The organism is Candidatus Methylomirabilota bacterium, from assembly GCA_035709005.1.
Taxonomy (GTDB): Bacteria; Methylomirabilota; Methylomirabilia; order Rokubacteriales; family CSP1-6; genus 40CM-4-69-5.
The window spans coordinates 22360-41312 of sequence record DASTFB010000083.1; the positions used below are offsets into that span (position 1 = coordinate 22360).

The following is an 18953-nucleotide window of genomic DNA, read 5'->3' on the forward strand; positions in this document are numbered from 1 at the left end:
CGTTACTCGACGCTATTGTAAGTTGGTAATGGCCTTGCTACCTATATAAGTGAGAGCGCGATGACCGTGATCGAGCGGGCCCTGGCGTTTTACAAGCGGCGGCAGCCCCAGCCGACCTCACCTCCCCGCTTGGCTCTGGCCCTCGGTGGCGGGGGCGTCATGGGCGGGATGTACGAGGTCGGGGCTCTGGCCGCGCTGGAAGAGCGGCTCACCGGTACGGGGCAACTGTTCCACGTCTACGTCGGCTGCAGCGCCGGCTCCGTGGTCGCCTCGCTTCTGGCCAACGGCATTCGCGCGTCGGACATCTATCGCATCCTGGACCAGGACTTGCCCGATCCTCTGAACTTCCGCCGCGGGGCCGTGTTCTCCCCGGACTCGTTCCGCCGGGCCGCTGGACGGTTCGGTCGCATGATGTGGGCGTTCAGCAAGAACGCCATGACCGGCCTGCGGGGATCGATCCCCGACATGCTGGCCAGGGCCGAACGCGACCTCCCCCCCGGGTTCTTTTCGCTCACCGCGCTCGAGCGCTTCATCGCGGAGGCGATCGCCGCGCGCGGGCTGTCCAATTCCTTTACGGAGCTGCCCCGGACCTTGCTGATCCCGGCGGTCGACCTGGACCGCGCGGAGCGGGTGATTTTTGGCCAGGGCGATCTGCAGGACGTGCCGATCAGCCATGCCGTGGCCGCGTCGTCGGCGATCCCGGGGTTCTTCGAGCCGTACATGATCGGCGGGCGCGATTACGTCGACGGCGGCGTGGGCTTCAGCGGGCACGCCGATCTGGCCGCCGAGGCGGGCGCCGACGTGGTGTTGCTCGTCCACCCGCTGGTTCCGACGTTCCCGCCGGAGGACTCTGGCCTGACGATGCGGGCGAGGGGCCTGTACAGCATCATGGAGCAGACCAGCCGGATCTACGGACAGAACCTGCTCCAGCTGGGCCTGGCCACCCTCAGTGTGCGCTTCCCGCGCACGACGTTCTTCCTGCTCGAGCCGCCCCGGACGAACTCGCCGCTGTCCGGGCTCTGCATGGGCTTCGAGGGGGCGCGCGCGGCGCTGCGCTTCGGTTACACGTCGACGCGCGACTGGCTGGACACGCAGGGCGAGCCGCTCCTCAAGCGGCTGCTTCCCGAACCGGCCCCGGTCACGCTCTAGCCGCCGCGGCGGCGACCTACTCGATCACGCCCTTGTCTCGGAGAGCGGCGACGTCCGCGCTCGGCACACCGAGCTCGGCCAGCACGCTCTCCGTATGCTCGCCCGGCAGCGGGGCGGCCTGGCGCACGGCGCCGGGAGTGTCGGAGAGCTTGATGGCGATGCCGAACTGGCGCACCTTCCCGAGCACGGGGTGCTGGGTCTCCACGACCATCTGCCGGTGCGCCACCTGGGGATCGCGCACGACCTCCTCGACGTCGTAGACCTTCCCCACGCAGACGTCGGCCTTGACCAGCAGGTCGTACCATTCGTCCCGGTCGCGCGTCCTGATGATGGCCTCGATCTCCCGGCGGGCGGCTTCCTCCTCGGCATTGGCGGCCCGGACGAACTGGTCGGGGCGCCGGGCGAACCGCACGAGCTCGGGCCGGCCGATGGCCTTGCAGAAGTTCTCCCACAGCCAGGGCTCGGTGCAGCCGATGGTCAGCAGCTTGCCGTCCCGCGTTTCGTAGATCGCGTAGTACGGGTAGGAGCCGCCCAGGAAGCCCTCGCCACGCCGCGGCGCGATGCCGTCGCTGAAGAAGAACCGCATGTTCGGCGTCGCCGCCAGCAGCGCGATGGTGGTGTCCAGATAGGCGATGTCGACGTGCTGTCCCCGGCCCGTTCGCTCGCGGGCGAACAGCGCCAGCACGATACCGAGCGCCCCGTGCAGGCTGGCGCCCGCGTAGTCGGCGATGAGGTTCAGCGGGATCACGGGCTTGCGGTCCCGCTCGCCGATCAGGCCGAGCACCCCGGCCAGCGAGATGTAGTTGAGGTCGTGCGCCGGGTACGCCCGGGCCGGGCCATCCTGACCGAAGCCGGACAGCGAGCAGTAGACGAGGCGGGGATTGAGGCTGCGCAGGGTCTCATAGTCGGCGCCCAGTCTCGCCATCACGCCGGGGCGAAAGCCTTCGACGACGACGTCGGCCGAGGTCACCAGCCGCCGGAAGATGGCCTGTCCTTCGGGCGCCTTCATGTTCAAGGTCATCGAGCGCTTGTTGCGGTTGACGAAGGCGAAGGCCGTTCGCCGGTCCCACTCGGGGCCTCGCGGCCGCTCGGGGTCGGGCGTCTCGATCTTCAGCACGTCGGCGCCCATGTCGGCCAGGATCATCCCGGGCATCTCGGCGGGCGGCACCCGCGCCAGCTCCAGAACGCGGATCCCGTCGAGCACGCCCATCAGTCGATTCCGCCCACGAGCCGCGCAGTCAGCGCTCGGACATCGGGAATGTCCTCGAGGTGAGCGATCTGCTCGGCCACGGCCTCGGCCTCGTCGCGGCCGACGACCGGGCTGGCGCAACCGAGAAACTTCTCGTGCAGGGCCTGCGCGGACAGCGGCCGGTCGGGATGGCCGGAGGCGCCGCGGGGCGGCGAGTGGAGCGCCCGTCCGTCGCGCAGCCGGACGGTCACCCGGCTCCGGGCCTGCTCGGCCCCGCCCGCCAAGCTTTCATCGGCAACCATGGTGACGGCGGGCATCAGGGCCTGCACGACAGGATCGTCGACCTCCCCGTCACGGAAGGCGAGGAAATCGAGGCGGCCCTCCACCAGGGCGGTGGCCGCGCAGAACTGCATCGAGAACTTCCGTTCCAGCGCCGTGGCCGGTCGAGGATAGCTCAGGACCTCGATCGCGATGCGGCTGATGCCGATTTCAACCGCCGTGACGTCGCCCGCCTCGAGCCCGTGTTGCCGGCGCAGATCGAGGAGCGCGTCGACCGCCGGGTGGGTGAACGCGCAGGACGGGTACGGTTTGACGGCGATGCCCGAGTCCACCAGGTGCCAGCGTCGACCCAGTCGCTCCACAGCCTCGTCCAACGGGTTGCCGCCGAAGGCGGCCGAGAAGCCGCGCTTGCCGTCGAGCGCGGACTCGGATGCCGTCAGGCCCTCTCTGGCCAGTCGAGCCGCCAGCACCCCGCTCCGCGCCGCGTGACCGGCGTGATAGGGCTTCGTCATCGTGCCGAAGTTCTCCTGGACTCCCGAGGCCAGCGAGGCCGCCAGGGCCAGGGCCTGACGCGTCTGGGCCGGGTCCAGGCCGAGCACGCGGGCGGCCCCCGCGGCACAGCCGAAGGTGCCGATCGTCGAGGTGGCATGCCACCCGCGCTCGTAGTGCGGCGGGTTCAATCCGCTGCCGAGCGCGGCGTTCACCTCGAAGCCCACCAGGTAGCCGAGCGCCAGCGCGGCCCCGTCGGCCATCTCTGCCTCGGCGCAGGCCAGCAGCGCGGCCAGCAGCGGCACGCTGGGGTGTCCCATGAGGGCAAACGACGTGTCGTCGAAGTCGTGGGCATGACCGGCCGTGCCGTTGGCCAGGGCCGCCCACGTCGGTGCCGTGCGCAAGGCCGTGCCCAGGACCGTGCAAAGCGGTGCGCCGCCCTCGGCCCGGATGACCTCGCGTACGGCCCGGGCGGCCGGCTCGCCGGCCCCGGCGAGCATGACGCCCACGGTGTCCAGGGCCGCCCGACGGATGGCGTCGAGCGCCGGTCGCGGACAGTCCTCCAACGTGGTCTTGACGACGAAGTCGCTCAACCGCGCGATGGCCGTCACGCCCGCACCTTACCGCACTACTTCGCGTTATGGAAGATGACGCCCAGCGTGTAGCGCGAGCCTCGCGTGACGCGGCTGACGCCGTGACGCATGGTCGCCCGGAAGTGGCCGCGGGAGCCGGCCACGGGCCGCCAGCGGGTGGTGAAGATGACCGACGCCCCCTGTGCCGGGGCAATCACCTCGCCCCGGGACTGCGCCCGCGGCCGCTGCTCGACGAGCAGGAACTCCCCGCCCTCGTGATCGACACCGCGGCGGCTGAGAAAAACGGTGAGCTGCAGCGGGAAGGCCACCTCGCCGTAGAGGTCCTGATGCAGGCAGTTGTAGCCGCCGGCCTCGTAGTGCAGCAGCAGCGGCGTCGGCTTCGTCTGACCGGCCCGCCGGCAGACGGCGAGCAAACCCGCCAGGTCGGCCGGGTAGCGCCGGCGCGCGCCCAGCGCCGCTTCCCACCGGTTGGCCACGCCCGCGAGAGGGGGATACATGCGCTCGCGCAGCTCGGCCACCACGGGCGGCAGGGGCTCGGCGAAGTACTTGTACTCGCCGACGCCGAAGCGATAGCGCTCCATGTCGACGCGGCTGCGGAAGCGGGCGTCGTCGGAGTAGAGGGTGACCAGGGCCTGGCATTCGGCCGCCGTCAGCAGAGCCGGCGTGGTGGCGTAGCCCCACCGCCACAGCGCGTCCTCGAGCCCGGTCCAGTCCAGCGCGGCCACGCGTTCGGCGATCGATGAAGGCGTCGTCGCCATCGGGCTGCCATCGTACCGCCGGTCGCCAGCACGCGCATTGCACGTGTCACAGCCGGAGGCCGCCGCCCGGGCGGCCAGGGAGGTGCGCATGGCGAGAAGGTACGGACGCAAGGCCAGTCAATCCGTCGAGCGGGCGATGCACAAGGCCAAGCGCGGCAAGCTCACGAGCGGCCGCAGCGGCAAGAAGGTCACCAGCCGCAAGCAGGCGATCGCGATCGGGCTGTCCGAGGCGCGCCGCAAGGGGGCCAAGGTGCCGGCCCGACGGCGGCCTCGCAGAGGTCGGCGAAAGTGAAGTCGCACCGCGCGCGAATGGGGAGGGTGGGAGGGGGCCGCTGCCCCCTCCCACTAATAGTAGACCGGCTCGATGGCCCGCCAGAACTGCGGGTCGTGGCCGGAAAAGAGCCGCGCGCCGAGCAGGCGGGCCAGCGTCTTGAGCCGCTTGATGGAGTGCAAGGCCAGGGTGGGATTCCAGACCACGCCGGGGACGCGCTCGGCCGTCCAGGTGCTCCGTCCAGTAGCAGGCGTCCCCGGTGAGGATCACCGGCCCGGTCCGGGGCAGCTCGACCAGGAGCGATTGGTGGCCGGGGGTGTGGCCGTCGGTGCGCAGCACCGTGATTCCCGGGGCCAGCTCGGCGTCGCCGTCCAACAGGCGCCAGCGGCGGCCGGCCACATCGAAGTTCTTCCGGTAGTAGAACGGGGCGAAGAAGGCCGCCGGGTAGTGGGCGTAGGCGTACTCGTCCTGCTGGGCGACGAGCTCGGCCCGCTCGAGCAGCTCGATGCCGCCCGCATGGTCGTAGTGCAGGTGGGAGAGCACCACCAGGTCGATGTCGCCCGGCGCGCGGTCGAGCCCCTGCAGACGGTGAACGAGCCGGTCCGCCTCCGTGAACCGGGCCAGGGGATCGCTGCGCAGCAGTCCGGGGACGGCGCGCGGTGACAGCCCGGTGTCGAACAGGATCGTCGCGTCGCTGGTCCGCACGAGATAGCAGCCGACGGGAATCTGCACGCGCTCACCCGAGAACTCGCCATAGAACAGCAGCGACCGCGGGGCGCCCATGAACCCGTTCAGCAACGCGTGCAGCGCGTGAACCGCCATGGCGCGGCATGATAGCACCGGTGGGCCGGACCTCCGGGCGGTGGCCCGCTGGAGTAGAATCGCGGCGTGGACTTCGCCCTGACCGAGCAGCAGGAGCTGATCCGCAAGGAGGTCGCCACGCTGGCGCGGTCGTTCTCGCTCGAGTACTGGCGGGAGAAGGACCGCACCGCGGACTACCCGTGGGAGTTCGTGCGCGCCTTCGCTGCCGGTGGCTGGCTGGGCGTGGTCATCCCCGAGACGTATGGCGGTTCGGGGCTGGGCGTGACCGAGGCCTGTCTGCTTCTGCACGAGATTTGCGCGGCGGGCGCGGGCACCAGCGGGGCGTCTCCCATTCATTTCTACGTCTTCCCGCCCATGCCCCTGGTCAAGCACGCCAGCGAGGCGCTCAAGCGGAGCATCCTGCCCCGCATCGCCACCGGCGAGATCGTGATGTCCTTCGGCGTCACCGAGCCGAACGCGGGCACGGACACCTCCCGTATCGAGACGCGCGCCGAGCGGCGGGGCGATCGCTTCGTCGTCCACGGCCGCAAGGTGTGGAACACGAACGCCCGGCAAGCCACGCACATGCTGCTCCTGGCCCGGACGTCCCCCCGCGAGGCGGACAGGCCCTTCGCGGGGCTGACGTTGTTCTTCGCCGACTTCGACCGGACGCGCATCACCGTGCGCGAGATCGAGAAGCTGGGCCGGGCCGCCGTGGACTCCAACGAGATCTTCATCGACGGCCTGGAGATTCCCGTCGAGCACGTGGTGGGCGAGGTCGGGCGCGGGTTCTACCACCTCCTGGATTCGCTCAATGCCGAGCGCATCCTCACCGCAATCGAGGCCGTGGGTATCGGCCGCGCCGCCCTCGAGCGGGCCACGCAATACGCCAGAGAGCGCGTCGTGTTCGACCGTCCCATCGGCCAGAATCAGGCGGTGGCCCACCCCCTGGCTCTGGCCTGGGCGAAGCTGGAGGCGGCCGAGCTGATCACCTTGAAGGCGGCCTGGCTGTTCGATCGTGGCCGGCCGTGCGGCGCCGAGGCCAACACCGCCAAGCTGTTGGCCGCCGAGGCCGGCTTCGAGGCGTGCGACGTGGCCGTGCAGACCCACGGGGGATACGGGTACGCCAAGGAATTTCACGTCGAACGCCTTTGGCGCGAGATCCGCCTGTACAAGATCGCCCCCGTGTCCCAGCAGATGGTGCTGAACTATCTCAGCGAGCACGTGCTGGGCCTGCCGCGCAGCTACTAGCCCGGCGGGAATCCCGCGGCCGGTCGCTGGTCGCGCAAGTAGCGCATCGGGACCGTTAAATTGACAGTCCGCCAGCGCCCCTGGTACGTCTGGATAGGACACCAATGTGATCTGCGCAGCCGGAGAGGAACGCTCGATGGCCGGGACGTTGGCTAGGGCATTTTCACTAGCGCGCGCCGCTGCGTGACGTCCCCCCTGACGAAGCGCCGGGTCCTGGTCGTGGACGATGCCGGTGAGGTGATCGTCCTCTGCGTCAACATGCTTCAATCGCTCGGCTACGCCGTCAAGGGCGCGAACCGTCCGCAGACCGCGCTCGAGCTCCTCGGTCAGGAGAGGTTCGAGCTGATGATCGTCGACTACAAGATGCCGGAGATGAACGGCTTCGAGGTGTTCCTGCAAGCTCGCCGGCTCCAGCCCCGGATGGCGGTCCTGCTCCTGACCGGACACGGCACCGCGGACATCGTGGAGGAGGCCGCGGCGATGGGGTTCGATGCGATCCTGCTCAAGCCCTTCACCCGTGATCAGCTGCACGCTGCCGCCAAGCAGGCGCTCCGCGGGCACATGTGAGCGGCATGCTCTCGCGAGCCGAGACCGCCCGGCGCACCTCCAACTACAGGGTCGTGCGCCCGCTCGTCAATGCCGTGCAGTGGGGTCTCGACCGGACGGTGTCCGTCGGCTATGGGGTCGTGTACGATTACATCTTCGAGCGCTTCGGGCCGTACCGCGCCCTGCAGCGGGAAGTGCTGGCGCGGGTGGAGGCCTCGCTCGTCGGCGGCGCCAGTCCGCGCCACGAGATCCGCGTGCTGGAGGTCGGCTGCGGGCCCGGAAACTTCAGCTGCCTGCTGGCCGAGGCGGGCTTCGCGGTGGTGGGCATCGATCCCTACGCGGGACTGGTCGAGCTGGCCCGTGAGAAACGCCGGGCGCTGGGCCTGTCCCACCTCGCCTTTCAGCACGCCGACCTGGCCCACGGTGGGGTGTTGTGGGATGCCAGCTTCGATCAGGTCGTCTGCATCCACGCCCTCTACGCCCACCCGGAGCCGCGCCGCCTGCTCGCCGAGATCCACCGCGTCCTGAAGCCGGGCGGCCATGTCGTGATCGTCAACCACACCCGGCGGATCGCCCTGGGGTCCACCTTCACCGAGGTCCGCCGTCGCGACGGCCGGACTCCGGCATGGCAGGCGCTGCTCCTCTGGTTGATGCCCAACGCCATCTTCGAGGCGGCCCGCAAGCCGGTGGGGCCGCACTACTGGGACGAGGCGACGTTCGCGGCCGAGCTCCGAGCCGCCGGCTTCATGGTGCGCGAAATGCGGCGCACGTTCCTCAACGCCACCAGCCTCCTGGTCTGGGCACGCAAGGACGAGGCGCCGCGGTGAAGGAGCCGGGCGCACTGGCCTGGAACGGGCAGCCGCCGATGACGGTGAGACCGATGCGGGTGCTTCTCGACCGGCTGCTGGCGATCGCCTACGGCCTCGGGTACGACGCCGTGGTGCGGGGCTTCTCACCCTACCAGGCGCTGCTCGACGAAGTGGCGGCCTGCGTGGCGCGGGTCTCGGGCGGCCCGCCGCACCGGCTGAACGTGCTCGACATCGCCTGCGGGACGGGGACGGTCGCGGCCCGGCTGGCCCGCGAAGGCTACCGTGTGGTCGGGCTCGACTCGATCGAGCACCTGGTCGCCGTGGCCCGGCGGCGGTACGGGCAGTCCGGCGCCATCGCGTTTCACCATCTCGACCTCGCCCGCCATCCCGTGCCCGAGGCCGGCACCTTCGACGTGGTGGTCAGCATGCACACGCTCTACTGGCACCCCGATCCGCCTGGTATTCTGAACGCCTGCCGCTCGGCCCTGCGCCCGGGTGGGCACGGGATCTTCCTGACGTATGTCCGTCCCGCCTACGTGGCCCGGACGTTCGGGCTGATCCGGGCCGAGCAGGGGCTGCTCGGAGCCCTGCAGGCCCTGCGCTGGCTGCTGCCGACCGCCGCCTTCGAGGCGGTGCGCCACTGCGAGGCCCGCTACATGAGCCGGGACGAGTTCCACCGGAGCCTGGTGCAGGCGGGTTTCGAGGTGTTGGAGTCGCGCGAAACCTTCCTGGCCGGTCTGAGTCTCCTGGCCTTGACCCGAGCCACCCGGCCGGCCGGCCGCTGAGCGAGGGTGGGATACGGCCCAGGGCACTCCCCCCGGCAGGCCGCCGACCGGTATGATCGGGGCTCACGGCTATGAGCTTCAACGGCCGGCGCCCTCATCGTCCGCGACCGCGAGGGTCCGCGGGGCCAGGAGTACCGGCGCGTGATGCGCCTGCCGGACAGCCCGGACGAGCCCGACCAGGAGGTCGAGAACGTCATCGCCCGCGGGCGGCGCGTCTACCTGCGCACGCTGCTGCGTCGAGACCTGGAATTCCTCAGCGAGTGGGCCGACGATCCGTTCCTGCAGCGCATGGTCGGCAGCGAGTTCCTGCGGGCCTTCAAGCACGCGTACGACAAGGATCCATCCTTCTACGACGCCTGTCTGAACGATCCCACGCAGGTGGTGCTCGTCATCATGGCGGTGGAGCAGCGCGAGCCGCGCGACAAGAAGCCCCTCGGGCTGGTGCGGCTGTTCAGCATCCACCTCCAGGAAGGCTACGCGTTCCTGGAGACCCTGCTGGGCGACCAGCACGCGATCCGGCGAGGGTTCGGGGTCGAGGCGGGCAAGCTGATCTGCGCCTACGGGATGGATGTGCTGGGGCTCCGCCGCATCGAGGCCAAGGTCTACGCGTACAACCGCTTGTCCATCAACTCCCTGCTCCGGCACGGCTTCCGGCAGGAAGGCGTCTTGCGTCAGGCCGGCTTCTACGACGGCCGACACTTCGACGTCCTGGTCTTCGGAATCCTGCGCGAGGAGCTCGAGGCACAGCGGCAGACAGAGATCGACCAGAGCTCGTATCACTTCCCGTTCACGGGGCCGCCGGATGAGCCTGCATAAGGTCCTGCCGCTCCTCGCGCTCCTGCTGAACGTCTCCCTGGCCGGCATCGCCCTGCTCCGCAATCCCGGCAGCCGCATCAACCGGGTCTTCGCCTACTTCGTCGGCGCGCTGGCCGTGTGGAACTTCGGGGTCTTCATGCTCCGGAGCAGCGCCGACGAGGCGACCGCCCACTTCTGGGAGATCGTCATCCACGTCGGCGTCATCATGCTACCGGCGCTCTATTACCACTTCATCCTCATCTTCCTGGACGCGACCGTTCGCCACCGGCGTTCGCTGGTGGCCGCCTATGCCGCCTCCCTCGCGCTCATGGTCCTGAACCTGAGCGGCTCCCGGCTGTTCATGACGGGTGTGACGAACACCCACTGGGGGTGGGCCCCGGCCACCGGGCCGCTCTACGTGCCGTTCTTCGTGGCCTGGAACGCGCTGCTCGTCTACGGCATCGCCTTGCTCCTGGGTGCGTACCGCAGCATCGAGTCCAGCTTCCGTCGGAATCGGGCCCGGCTCGTGCTGCTGGGGTCGTTCGTTAGCCTGGCCGGCGGGTTCGTGGACTTCGTGCGCTTCATCCTGGCCCGGGTGTATCCGGCCGCCGATCAGATCTATCCCGTGGGGATTCCGGCCAACATGTTCTTCGCCCTGACCCTGGGGACGTCGATCGTCCGCTACCGGATGTTCGACGTCGACCTGGTGGTGAAGAAGACCGTCGTCTACTCCGGCGTCGGCGTGGCTCTCACTCTCGTCCTGGCCCTGGTGACCAGCACGGCGGAGCGCTACCTCGGCCTGCAGGGCAGCAGCGCGGTGTGGGTGGCCGTCCCCCTGGGCATGCTCATGACGCTGTTGCTGAGCCCCCTGGGGCAGAAGCTCGAGAGCCGGATCGAGCGCGTGATGTTCACGCGACGCCACGGGTGCTACGAGTCGCTGCTGGCCCTCAGCAAGCGGATGAGCGGCATCCTGCACTTCGATGGCCTGGTGGATACGCTGGTCCAGGGGTTGGTCCGCGGCGTACCCCTTACGCATTGCGTGCTCATGATCCACGACACGGAGGCCGGTGCCTTCGTGCCCTACCGCACCGAGCACGCCCTCGACGCGTCGATCACCACCAATCCCCTGCCGGCGGCCAGCCCCATCGTCCGCTGGCTGGCGACCCAGGAGGGCGTGCTGGTCAAGGAAGAGGCCAAGCTCAATCCCCGGCTCGCCGGCTTCTTCGAGGCCGCGGAGAGCGAGCTGGAGGAGATCACCGCCGCCCTGCTCGTGCCCCTGCGCGTGGAGACCAAGCTGATCGCCATCCTGCTGGTGGGGGAGAAGCTTTCCGGTGAGATCTTCGATCAGGCCGAACTGGACATGCTGTCGCTGCTGGCCAACCAGGCGGCGGTGGCGCTGGAGAACGCCCGGTTGTACGAGGATCTCGGGCGGACCAATGCCCAGCTCGTCCAGGCCAGCCGGCTCAAGTCCCAGTTCCTGGCCAGTATGTCCCACGAGCTGCGGACGCCGCTCAATTCCATCATCGGGTTCTCCAAGGTTCTGCTCAACCGCATCGACGGCGAGCTGGGCGAGAAGCAGGAAGCGTACGTGCGCTCGGTGCACAACAGCAGCACCCATCTGCTCCAGCTCATCAACAGCATCCTCGACATCTCGCGCATCGAGGCCGGCAAGCTCGATCTCAAGCGGGAGGACTTCGACCTGCCCGAGCTCATCGACGAGTGTATCGAATCGTCGCTGCCCCTGCTCCGTGGCAAGCCGCTCAAGCTGGAGAAGGACGTGCCCGTGGACGTGCCCCGGCTGACCGCCGATCGAACCAAGATCAAGCAGGTGCTGCTGAATCTGCTCTCCAACGCGGTGAAGTTCACGCCGGGGGGCCGGGCCCTGGTCCGGGCCCGCCTGGAGGGCGACCAGGTCCACGTGAGCGTGAGCGATACGGGCATCGGCATCCGCAAGGCCGATCTGAGCCGGCTGTTCGAGCCCTTCGAGCGTCTGGAGAACCCGCTGGCCCGGCAGGCCGGCGGCACCGGCCTGGGGCTGGCCATCAGCAAGAAGTTCGTCGAGCTGCACGGTGGCCAGATGTGGGTGGAGAGCCGCGAGAGCCTGGGGTCGACCTTCCACTTCACCCTGCCGCTGCGATCAGGGGCCGCGTGACCGTCCCGATCCCCTCGCGCCCGACCCGCGGGGTCAAGATCCTGCACATCGAGGACAATCCCGACAACCGGGTCCTGGTGCGAGCCCTGCTCGAGGCGGAGGGCTATACCGTCGTGGAGGCCGAGGACGGCCTGAGCGGCATCGAGGTCGCCCTTCGCGAAGAGCCGGCGCTGGTCCTGCTGGATATCAACCTGCCCGGCGTCGACGGATACGAGGTCGGGGTCATCCTCAAGTCGTTCCCCAGCCTCGGTGTCACCCCGGTCATCGCCGTCACCGCCTACGCCATGGAGGGCGATCGGCAGCGGACCCTGGTGGCCGGATGCGACGGCTACATCCAGAAGCCGATCGACGTGGACCAATTTCCCCGCCAGGTCGAGGAGTTCCTCCGCGGCAAGCGTGAGCGGGTGGACGAGGTGGAGGCCGGCCCGTACCTGCGCGAGCTGAACCAGCGACTGGTCTACCGGCTGATCAGCCAGGTCGAGGAGCTCAAGCGGCTGAACCAGCACTTCGTGCGCCGGGCCGTGCAGCTGGAGGACTTGCACGAGGCGGTGCAGGACATCACGGCCGAGCTCGGGCTCGCGCCGATGCTGGAGCGGCTGCTCCGGGCGCTGGCCCGGGCGCTGGGCACGGTGAGCCTCACCGTGGAGCTCACCGACCCGGCGGGCATGCGGGTGACCGCCGCCGGCACGCCGTTCGAACGCGGCGCCGGCGTGCTGGGCGCGACGGTCGCCGACGAGTGGGTCGAGGTCGAATGGAGCCTGCCCCTCAACGTACGCGGCCGCGCGTTGGGGACACTGACGGCGCGGCACGTGGTGCCGCCGGGGGCCCGGTCCGATGAGGAGCAGCTGCTCAAGATCGTGGCCAACCAGCTGGCCATTGCCGTGGAGAACACGCGCCTCTACACGGAGACCCAGGCCCGGCTGCGGCAGACGGAGACGCTGCTCGGCGTGAGCCAGGCCGTGGGCTCGGCCCTCACCATCGCCGAGGCCGCCCGCCGCACGACGGAGGCCCTGGTCCGCGCGCTGGGCGCCGACGTGGGCGGGGCCTGGCAGCTCACGCCAGCCCGGGACCGGCTGATCCCGCTCGGCGGATACCGCGTGCCGAAGGAGGTGTTCGCGGCCGCGGCCGAAACACTGCCCGCCAGCGGAAGCGTTTTGCTCGAGCAGATGCTGCGGGGCCAGGGCCCGATCTACGCCAGCGACAGCACCGCCGATCCTCGCTTCGACCATCCGCTGCTCAGGCTGCTCCCCCACAAGTCCGCCCTCGTGGTGCCCATGCGCGTGAAGGACGAGGTCCTCGGCGGCTTCGCGGTGGCCTGGCTGCACCAGCACCACGAGTTCCGCCCGGAAGAGCTGCGCCTGGTGGAGGGGATCGCCCGACAGGCCGCGGTCGCGATCGACAACGCCCGCCTGCTGGAAGCCGAGCGGGAGACGCGCGACCGCCTGGCCGCGTCGCAGACGCGCTACCGGGAGCTGTTCGAGAACGTCATCGACATCGTGTACCTGCACGACTTCATGGGCCGGCTGCTGGAGGTGAACGAGGCAGCCGTGCGGGCCAGCGGCTATCCCCGTGACGAGCTGCTAACGATGAGCGTCCACGATCTGGTGGCGCGCGAGGAGCAAGAGCGGGTGATCCAGATGGTGGGGCGGCTGGCCAGCGGCGAGCGCCAGGTGGAGTCCCTGGTCGCCGAGTTCGTCAACCGCGACGGGGCCCGCCTGATCCTGGAAGCCGTGGGACGGGTGGTGGTCCAGGACGGCAGGCCCGCCGCCATTCTCGTCTCCGCGCGCGACGTCACCGTCCGCCGCCGGCTCGAGCGCCGCCAGGAGACGCTGGTGGCGCTGAGCCGCGAGCTGGCCAGCGAGATCGACCTCGAGCGCCTGCTGCCGCGCATCGTCGAGGAGGCCCGGCGGCTCATCGGTATGCACTCGGCGCTGCTGCTGCTGCTCGAGGACGACGAACTAGTCCTGCGGGGGGCGTCTGCGGTCGACGAGGCGATGCTGGTGCCCGGCGAGCTGGGGGCGACGCCTAATCTCTTGCGGATCGCCCTGCGCGAGCGCCGCCCGCTGGTCTACGCTAACCTCGCCGCCGATCCCGCCTGGCGACCCACGCGCCTGGTCGGCGAGTTCGGCTACCGCGCGATGCTCGCCGTCCCGCTGACGGTGAAGGAGCGGACGCTGGGTATTCTACAATTGCTGCATCGGGAGCCCCGGCAGTTCGCCCTCGAGGAGATCGAGTTCCTGCGCGCGCTGGCCACGCAAGCCGCGCTGGCCATCGAGAACGCTCGGCTCTTCGCCGCCCGGCGCGAGGAGGCCGAGATCTCGGCCGGGCTGCTCCGGCTGGCCAAGGCTATCGAGGGTGTCCAGGAGCTGGACGAGGTGCTGACAACGGTGGTCCGGACGACGACCGATCTGGTGGGGCGACGCCAGTGCCTGCTGTTCCTCCTCGACCCCGTCGATCAATCGTTGCTGCCGCGGGCGGCCGCGGGACTTCCCCCGGAACACCGCCCGGCGTTCGAGAGCCTCCGCGACGCCGCTCACCTGCCTTCCCTGAGCGCCGCCCTGCGCAGCCAGGACCCGGTGACCCTGGACGATGCCGGCCCGGACGCCCAGCAGTGCCCGGCCCTGGCCGCGGTGCTCGGCCTGCGGGCGATGCTGCTGGCGCCCATGGTGAGCGGCGGCCGGGTGCTGGGCGCGCTGGGCATCCACACTCCGGGCAGCCGCGAGGTCTTCTCGGCCAAGGAGGTGGCGCTGGCCCGCGGCATCGCGGCCCACGCCGCCGTCGCCATCGACAAGGCCCGACTCTTCCAGCAGACCCAGATCCGGCTTCGGGAAACCGAGACCCTGCTCAACATCACCAAGGCCGTGAGCTCCACCCTCGATCCCACCGAGACCATGCGGCGGGTGGCGCGTGAGATCGCCCGCACGCTCGGCGCGGACATGGTCGGAGCCTACCTGGCCGACGCCACCCAGGAGGCGCTGCACCCGATCGCCGGCTACCGCGTGCCTCGCGAGCTCTACGACGACTTCCTGCGCTTTCCCATCCCCATCAAGGGCCATCCCGCGATCGAGGAGGCATGGCAGAGACGCCAGGCGGTGTGGTCCAACGACGCCCCCGGCGACCCCCGAATTCATCGGCCGAGCTTCGACCGCTTTCCCCACCAGTCGCTGCTGTTCGTGCCCATGATCGTGAAGGCCCAGCCGATCGGCGGCTTCTTCGTCATCTGGTGGACGGAGCGCCGCGACTTCCGGCCCGACGAGATCCGCATCGTGGAGGCCATCAGCGACCAGGCCGCCATGTTCATGGAGAACGCCCGGCTCTACTCGGAAGCGACCCGCCAGCGGCGCGAGGCCGAGGAGCTCGCCCGCCTGGCCCGAATGCTGACGCAGAGTTTGGACGCCGCTGACGTAGGCGAACGCATCGTGGAGAGCGCCCTGGCGCTCCTGGGCGGCTCCTTCTCCGTCCTCCGCCTGCTCCAGCCGGACGGGACGCTCAAGCTCATCGCCGCCAAGGGTGACGCCCAGACGATCGCCGTCCTGCCCGCCGTCGCGCCGGCGAGAGAGGGCGTCGTCGGTCAAGCCGTGGCCCAGGGGGCGCCCGTATGGTCGGCCAGCATCGGGGAGGAGGAGCTGGCCGTTCCGCTGCGGGTCAAGCGGGAGATCATCGGGGCCCTCGGCGTGGGCGCGTCCCCCGGCCGCCGATTCACCGAAGCGGAAGTGGCGCTGGTGCAGACGTTCGCCGACCAGGCGGCCACGGCGCTGGAGAACAGCCGGCTCTACGGCGACCTCAGGACCGCGCTGCAGGCCGTGGAGGAGTCCCAGCGGCGTATCGTGCAAGGCGAGCGGTTGCGCGCCCTCGGGGAGATGGCGGGCGGGGTGGCCCACGACTTCAACAATGTGCTCGCCATCATCGTGGGCCGGGCCGAGGTCCTCCTGAGCGAGACCGAGGACCTTGATCTGCAGCGGCAGCTCAACGTCATCGTGAAAGTCGCTCTCGACGCCGCCCAGACGGTCAAGCGGATCCAGGAGTTCACGCGCGTCCGCCGCGCCCGGCCCTTCCAGCAGGTCACGCTCCATCAACTGGTCGAGGAGATCGTGGAGGTGACCCGGTCGCGCTGGAAGGACGAGGCGCAGTCCAAGGGCATCCGCTACGAGGTGGTCGTGGAAGCCGGCGTCACTCCCGTCATCGCCGGCGACCCGTCGGAGATCCGCGAGGCCCTCACCAACATCATCTTCAACGCGCTGGACGCGATGCCCGAGGGCGGCCGCCTGACCCTGACGACCGGCGTGGACGAGGGGCGGGTGTTCTGTGCCATCACCGACACCGGAATCGGCATGTCGGACGACGTCCGCCAGCGCATCTTCGATCCCTTCTTCACCACCAAGGGCGAGCGGGGCACGGGCCTGGGGCTGAGCGTCGTGTACGGCATCATCGGCCGTCACAACGGGGAGATCGACGTGCAGAGCCGCGCCGGTCAGGGGACGACGTTCACGCTCCGGTTCCCGACGGGCGAGCCCGCCGACCGGGAGACCGTGGCTGCGATCGGGACGGCGCCGCTCAAGAGCAGCGGGCGCATCCTGGTGATCGACGACGAGACCGACGTGGGGGACGTGCTACGTGACCTCCTCACACGCGATGGACACAGCGTGGTCGTGTGCCACGACGCCGAGGCCGGGCTGCGCCAGTTCCAGGCGGAAGCCTTCGACCTGGTCATCACCGATCTGGGCATGCCCGAGGTCTCGGGCTGGGAGGTGGCCCGTCAGGTCAAGCTGGCGCGGCCGGAGACCCGTGTCGCCATGGTCACGGGATGGGGGGACCGCATCGATCTGGCCGAGGCCGAGGCGCGGGGCGTGGACTTCGTCGTCGCCAAGCCGTTCAAGCGTGACCAGATCCGCGAGGTCATCGCCGCCGCGCTCGGCGGCGTGCCCGATCAGCGTTCCTCGCCCGCCGGGACCTGAGCGGCCCAGGCCGCCGCCGAGGCCAGGGCCAGACCCAGGACGGCCCCGCCCAGCGCGTCGAGGGGCCAGTGCGCCCGTAACACGATTCGCGCCAGCGCGACCAGCAGAACGATGAGGACCGCGCCGACGCGTACGGCCAGGCGCACGCCGCGTGAGGGCACGCCGGCGATCAAATAGCCGAGCGCGCCGAAGAAGGCCGCGGCCGCAGTGACGTGGCCGCTGGGGAACCCCAGCGAGAGGTCTTCGGGCCGGGTCCGCCCGATCAGGTGCTTCACGAGGCTCTCGGCCAGGGGCGTCGCGACGATCAGGCCCACCCAGGCCCGCCAGCGCTCGCGCGCGCCGGGGAACAGGGCGAACAGCACCACGGCGCCGGGGAGGATCAGGCGCCAGTCACCGGCGAGGTTGATCACGTCGAGGACGGCCACGAGCGTCGGCGACGCCCAGCCCAGGAGCGCGTGCCGGACGTCGGTCTCGGCCTCCACGGTCCCGACCAGCACCAGGACCACGAGCCCGGCGAAGCCGCCGCCGGCCAGCGCCAGCACGGTGAGCGGCAGCGGGCTCCGTGGTATCAGCGAGCGCGGCCCTTCACGGTGAACGAGCAAGCGGCCTCGACGACGTGACCGTCGACGGACAGCACGCGGTAGCGCACCGTGTAGGTGCCGGGGGAGATCGGCGGCAAGGCGACAGTGAGGCGGCGGGGATCGTCCCGGCTGACCGTTCCGTCGCCGCGGTCCACGCGCCGGCCCTCGGCGTCCTCCACCGACACCCGAGAGTAGGCGCCTTCCAGCCGCTCGCTGAACCAGAGCTCTACCCGCCCAGGGGGCTCGCTGACGACGGCGCGTCGTGCGGGCACCGACTTGACGAGAAAGGCGTGCCCCAGCACGCCGACGGGTGCCAGAGGCAGCAGGCCGATGAGACCGGCGATCAGGCGCGGCGCCCTCACTCCGGACGTCCGCGCCGGGCCAGCGCGCTCACGATGGCCACGAGGGCGACGCCCAGCAGCAGCACGACGGCCGCCCACATCAGCGCCTGCGCCAGCGGGCTTGCCGGAGCGGCGCGGGTCGCATCTCCGTGATCGGCCCAGGCCGCGGCCACGGAGGCCAGGGCGCCGGCGATCACTGGCCGGCCGCCTCCCATTCGAAGACGACGGAGACGGCCCGCGTAAATCGGTCCCTGGCGAGCGGGAGCGTGGTGGGCCCGATCGACAGGGTGATCTTCTGCGTACGGGGGGGCAGGGTGAGGTCCAGACGGTAGTGAAAGCCCTGCTCGCCCATCTGCGGGACCAGGCGCAGCCGCTCCGTCGGCCGGCGTTCGGCCTGCACCGCGGCGATGATGGGCAGGTAGGGGACGGGCTCATCGAACTCCCGATCGGTGACGAACACGCTGAGCCGGCCCGGGCCGAGCATCGGTTTCGTCGCCGCGGACTCATGTCCGGCCGCGTGATGGTGCCCGGCGCCGGGGTGCTCGCGGGCGGGCGCGGGTGACACGTAGACGAGCCGGATGCGATAGTCGCCAGCCACCTGCTCCCGCTCGATCTCATGCCCGTCGTGAGGGGCGTCTGATGCGCCGGTGAGCGACTTCAAATACGCGACGAGGTCGAGCCACTGCGCCAGCGAGAGGTTGTCCGCGAAGCTCGGCATAGTGGACAGGCCATCGGGCCCGGTATAACCGGGGCCTTCTAAGATGACGTGGTTCGGCGCCAGGACCGACTCGGCAAGGTACTCGGCCGGATGCTTGCCGCCCATGCCCGTCAGCTCCGGCCCCTTGGCCTGCGCCTCGTCGGCCGGCGTCGGTAGCAGCTCGCCCTTGATCACGTGGCACTTGTGACACTCGAGGTCGGCGAAGAGCTGCCGGCCCCGGGCGGCGTCTCCGGCGGGCACCGCGAACTTCCAGCCCCGCGGAACGCCGCCGGCCCGATGCAGCTCCTCCATCGTCACCCGTCGGGGACTGCGCGGACCGGGCACCGGCGCGGGGCTGGTCGGCGCGGCCGGAGCGGCGGCCTCCTGGCCGTGGCCGCGATGCGAATGCTGAGCGAGAGCGAGGCCGATGCCCGACAGGGCGAGCGCGGCCACGACGCCGACGCCCCCGAGCAGGATGGAACGCGTACCGCGGCTGATGCCCATGGCTATCT

Annotated in this window: 16 protein-coding genes and 1 pseudogene; 9 read left to right on the forward strand and 8 right to left on the reverse strand. The window is 70.2% G+C overall.

Annotated elements, in window-relative coordinates; genetic code table 11:
• The first annotated feature begins 60 nt into the window (after positions 1-60).
• The gene (locus VFR64_14170) at positions 61-1149 is read left to right on the forward strand and encodes a patatin-like phospholipase family protein (GenBank protein HET9490884.1); all 1089 of its coding nucleotides are present in this window, start codon (positions 61-63) and stop codon (positions 1147-1149) included.
• Positions 1150-1165: 16 nt separating this feature from the next.
• On the opposite strand, the gene VFR64_14175 is transcribed toward VFR64_14170, so the two are convergent.
• The 3 genes from VFR64_14175 to VFR64_14185 are packed head-to-tail and all read right to left on the reverse strand — an operon-like array spanning position 1166 to position 4457.
• Positions 1166-2359 carry a CaiB/BaiF CoA-transferase family protein gene (locus tag VFR64_14175; protein ID HET9490885.1) on the reverse strand — a complete coding sequence of 398 codons (1194 nt, stop codon included), beginning with the start codon at positions 2357-2359 and terminating at the stop codon, positions 1166-1168.
• A complete protein-coding gene (locus VFR64_14180) occupies positions 2359-3717 on the reverse strand; it encodes an MmgE/PrpD family protein (GenBank protein ID HET9490886.1) in 1359 nt (452 codons plus the stop codon). The genes VFR64_14175 and VFR64_14180 overlap by 1 nt, the downstream gene beginning before the upstream one ends.
• 17 nt (positions 3718-3734) lie before the next feature.
• A complete protein-coding gene (locus VFR64_14185; protein HET9490887.1) occupies positions 3735-4457 on the reverse strand; it encodes a 2OG-Fe(II) oxygenase in 723 nt (240 codons plus the stop codon).
• Positions 4458-4593: 136 nt separating this feature from the next.
• Here VFR64_14185 and VFR64_14190 point away from each other — a divergent pair, with 136 nt between their 5' ends.
• Positions 4594-4749 carry a DUF6496 domain-containing protein gene (locus VFR64_14190; protein ID HET9490888.1) on the forward strand — a complete coding sequence of 52 codons (156 nt, stop codon included), beginning with the start codon at positions 4594-4596 and terminating at the stop codon, positions 4747-4749.
• A gap of 207 nt (positions 4750-4956) precedes the next feature.
• Here VFR64_14190 and VFR64_14195 read toward each other — a convergent pair.
• Positions 4957-5550, reverse strand: a pseudogene (locus VFR64_14195) (N-acyl homoserine lactonase family protein).
• Between the two features lie 66 nt (positions 5551-5616).
• Between VFR64_14195 and VFR64_14200 the strand changes: the two are divergent.
• From VFR64_14200 to VFR64_14230, 7 genes are all read left to right on the forward strand, one after another.
• Positions 5617-6780, forward strand: a complete 1164-nt coding sequence (locus VFR64_14200; GenBank protein ID HET9490889.1) for an acyl-CoA dehydrogenase family protein — start codon at positions 5617-5619, stop codon at positions 6778-6780.
• Between the two features lie 183 nt (positions 6781-6963).
• Positions 6964-7347 (forward strand): response regulator, encoded by a 384-nt coding sequence (locus VFR64_14205; protein HET9490890.1) that lies wholly within the window; start codon positions 6964-6966, stop codon positions 7345-7347.
• Positions 7348-7352: 5 nt separating this feature from the next.
• On the forward strand, positions 7353-8153 hold the full coding sequence (locus VFR64_14210; protein ID HET9490891.1) for a methyltransferase domain-containing protein: 801 nt from the start codon (positions 7353-7355) through the stop codon (positions 8151-8153).
• A complete protein-coding gene (locus VFR64_14215) occupies positions 8150-8920 on the forward strand; it encodes a methyltransferase domain-containing protein (protein HET9490892.1) in 771 nt (256 codons plus the stop codon). The genes VFR64_14210 and VFR64_14215 overlap by 4 nt, the downstream gene beginning before the upstream one ends.
• A gap of 144 nt (positions 8921-9064) precedes the next feature.
• On the forward strand, positions 9065-9736 hold the full coding sequence (locus tag VFR64_14220; GenBank protein HET9490893.1) for a GNAT family protein: 672 nt from the start codon (positions 9065-9067) through the stop codon (positions 9734-9736).
• On the forward strand, positions 9723-11867 hold the full coding sequence (locus VFR64_14225; GenBank protein ID HET9490894.1) for an ATP-binding protein: 2145 nt from the start codon (positions 9723-9725) through the stop codon (positions 11865-11867). Before VFR64_14220 ends, VFR64_14225 begins: the two co-directional genes overlap by 14 nt.
• Entirely contained in the window at positions 11864-16822 is a 4959-nt protein-coding gene (locus VFR64_14230) for a GAF domain-containing protein (protein ID HET9490895.1), read from the forward strand. The genes VFR64_14225 and VFR64_14230 overlap by 4 nt, the downstream gene beginning before the upstream one ends.
• On the opposite strand, the gene VFR64_14235 is transcribed toward VFR64_14230, so the two are convergent.
• Genes VFR64_14235 through VFR64_14250 form a run of 4 tightly spaced genes read right to left on the reverse strand, consistent with a single transcriptional unit; the run spans position 16795 to position 18945 of the window.
• A complete protein-coding gene (locus VFR64_14235; GenBank protein ID HET9490896.1) occupies positions 16795-17424 on the reverse strand; it encodes a phosphatase PAP2 family protein in 630 nt (209 codons plus the stop codon). The genes VFR64_14230 and VFR64_14235 overlap by 28 nt on opposite strands.
• A complete protein-coding gene (locus tag VFR64_14240) occupies positions 17391-17765 on the reverse strand; it encodes a copper resistance CopC family protein (GenBank protein ID HET9490897.1) in 375 nt (124 codons plus the stop codon). The genes VFR64_14235 and VFR64_14240 overlap by 34 nt, the downstream gene beginning before the upstream one ends.
• Positions 17762-17941, reverse strand: coding sequence for a hypothetical protein (locus tag VFR64_14245; protein HET9490898.1), 180 nt, complete (start codon positions 17939-17941; stop codon positions 17762-17764). Before VFR64_14245 ends, VFR64_14240 begins: the two co-directional genes overlap by 4 nt.
• Positions 17938-18945, reverse strand: a complete 1008-nt coding sequence (locus VFR64_14250) for a cytochrome c (GenBank protein HET9490899.1) — start codon at positions 18943-18945, stop codon at positions 17938-17940. The genes VFR64_14245 and VFR64_14250 overlap by 4 nt, the downstream gene beginning before the upstream one ends.
• Positions 18946-18953 lie beyond the last annotated feature (8 nt).

Coding starts and splice junctions, on each gene's coding strand:
- VFR64_14185 (HET9490887.1), bottom strand. CDS start 4,457: ATGGCGACGACGCCTTCATCGATCGCCGAACGCGTGGCCGCGCTGGAC.
- VFR64_14225 (HET9490894.1), top strand. CDS start 9,723: ATGAGCCTGCATAAGGTCCTGCCGCTCCTCGCGCTCCTGCTGAACGTC.
- VFR64_14250 (HET9490899.1), bottom strand. CDS start 18,945: ATGGGCATCAGCCGCGGTACGCGTTCCATCCTGCTCGGGGGCGTCGGC.
- VFR64_14220 (HET9490893.1), top strand. CDS start 9,065: ATGCGCCTGCCGGACAGCCCGGACGAGCCCGACCAGGAGGTCGAGAAC.
- VFR64_14210 (HET9490891.1), top strand. CDS start 7,353: ATGCTCTCGCGAGCCGAGACCGCCCGGCGCACCTCCAACTACAGGGTC.
- VFR64_14175 (HET9490885.1), bottom strand. CDS start 2,359: ATGGGCGTGCTCGACGGGATCCGCGTTCTGGAGCTGGCGCGGGTGCCG.
- VFR64_14190 (HET9490888.1), top strand. CDS start 4,594: ATGCACAAGGCCAAGCGCGGCAAGCTCACGAGCGGCCGCAGCGGCAAG.
- VFR64_14170 (HET9490884.1), top strand. CDS start 61: ATGACCGTGATCGAGCGGGCCCTGGCGTTTTACAAGCGGCGGCAGCCC.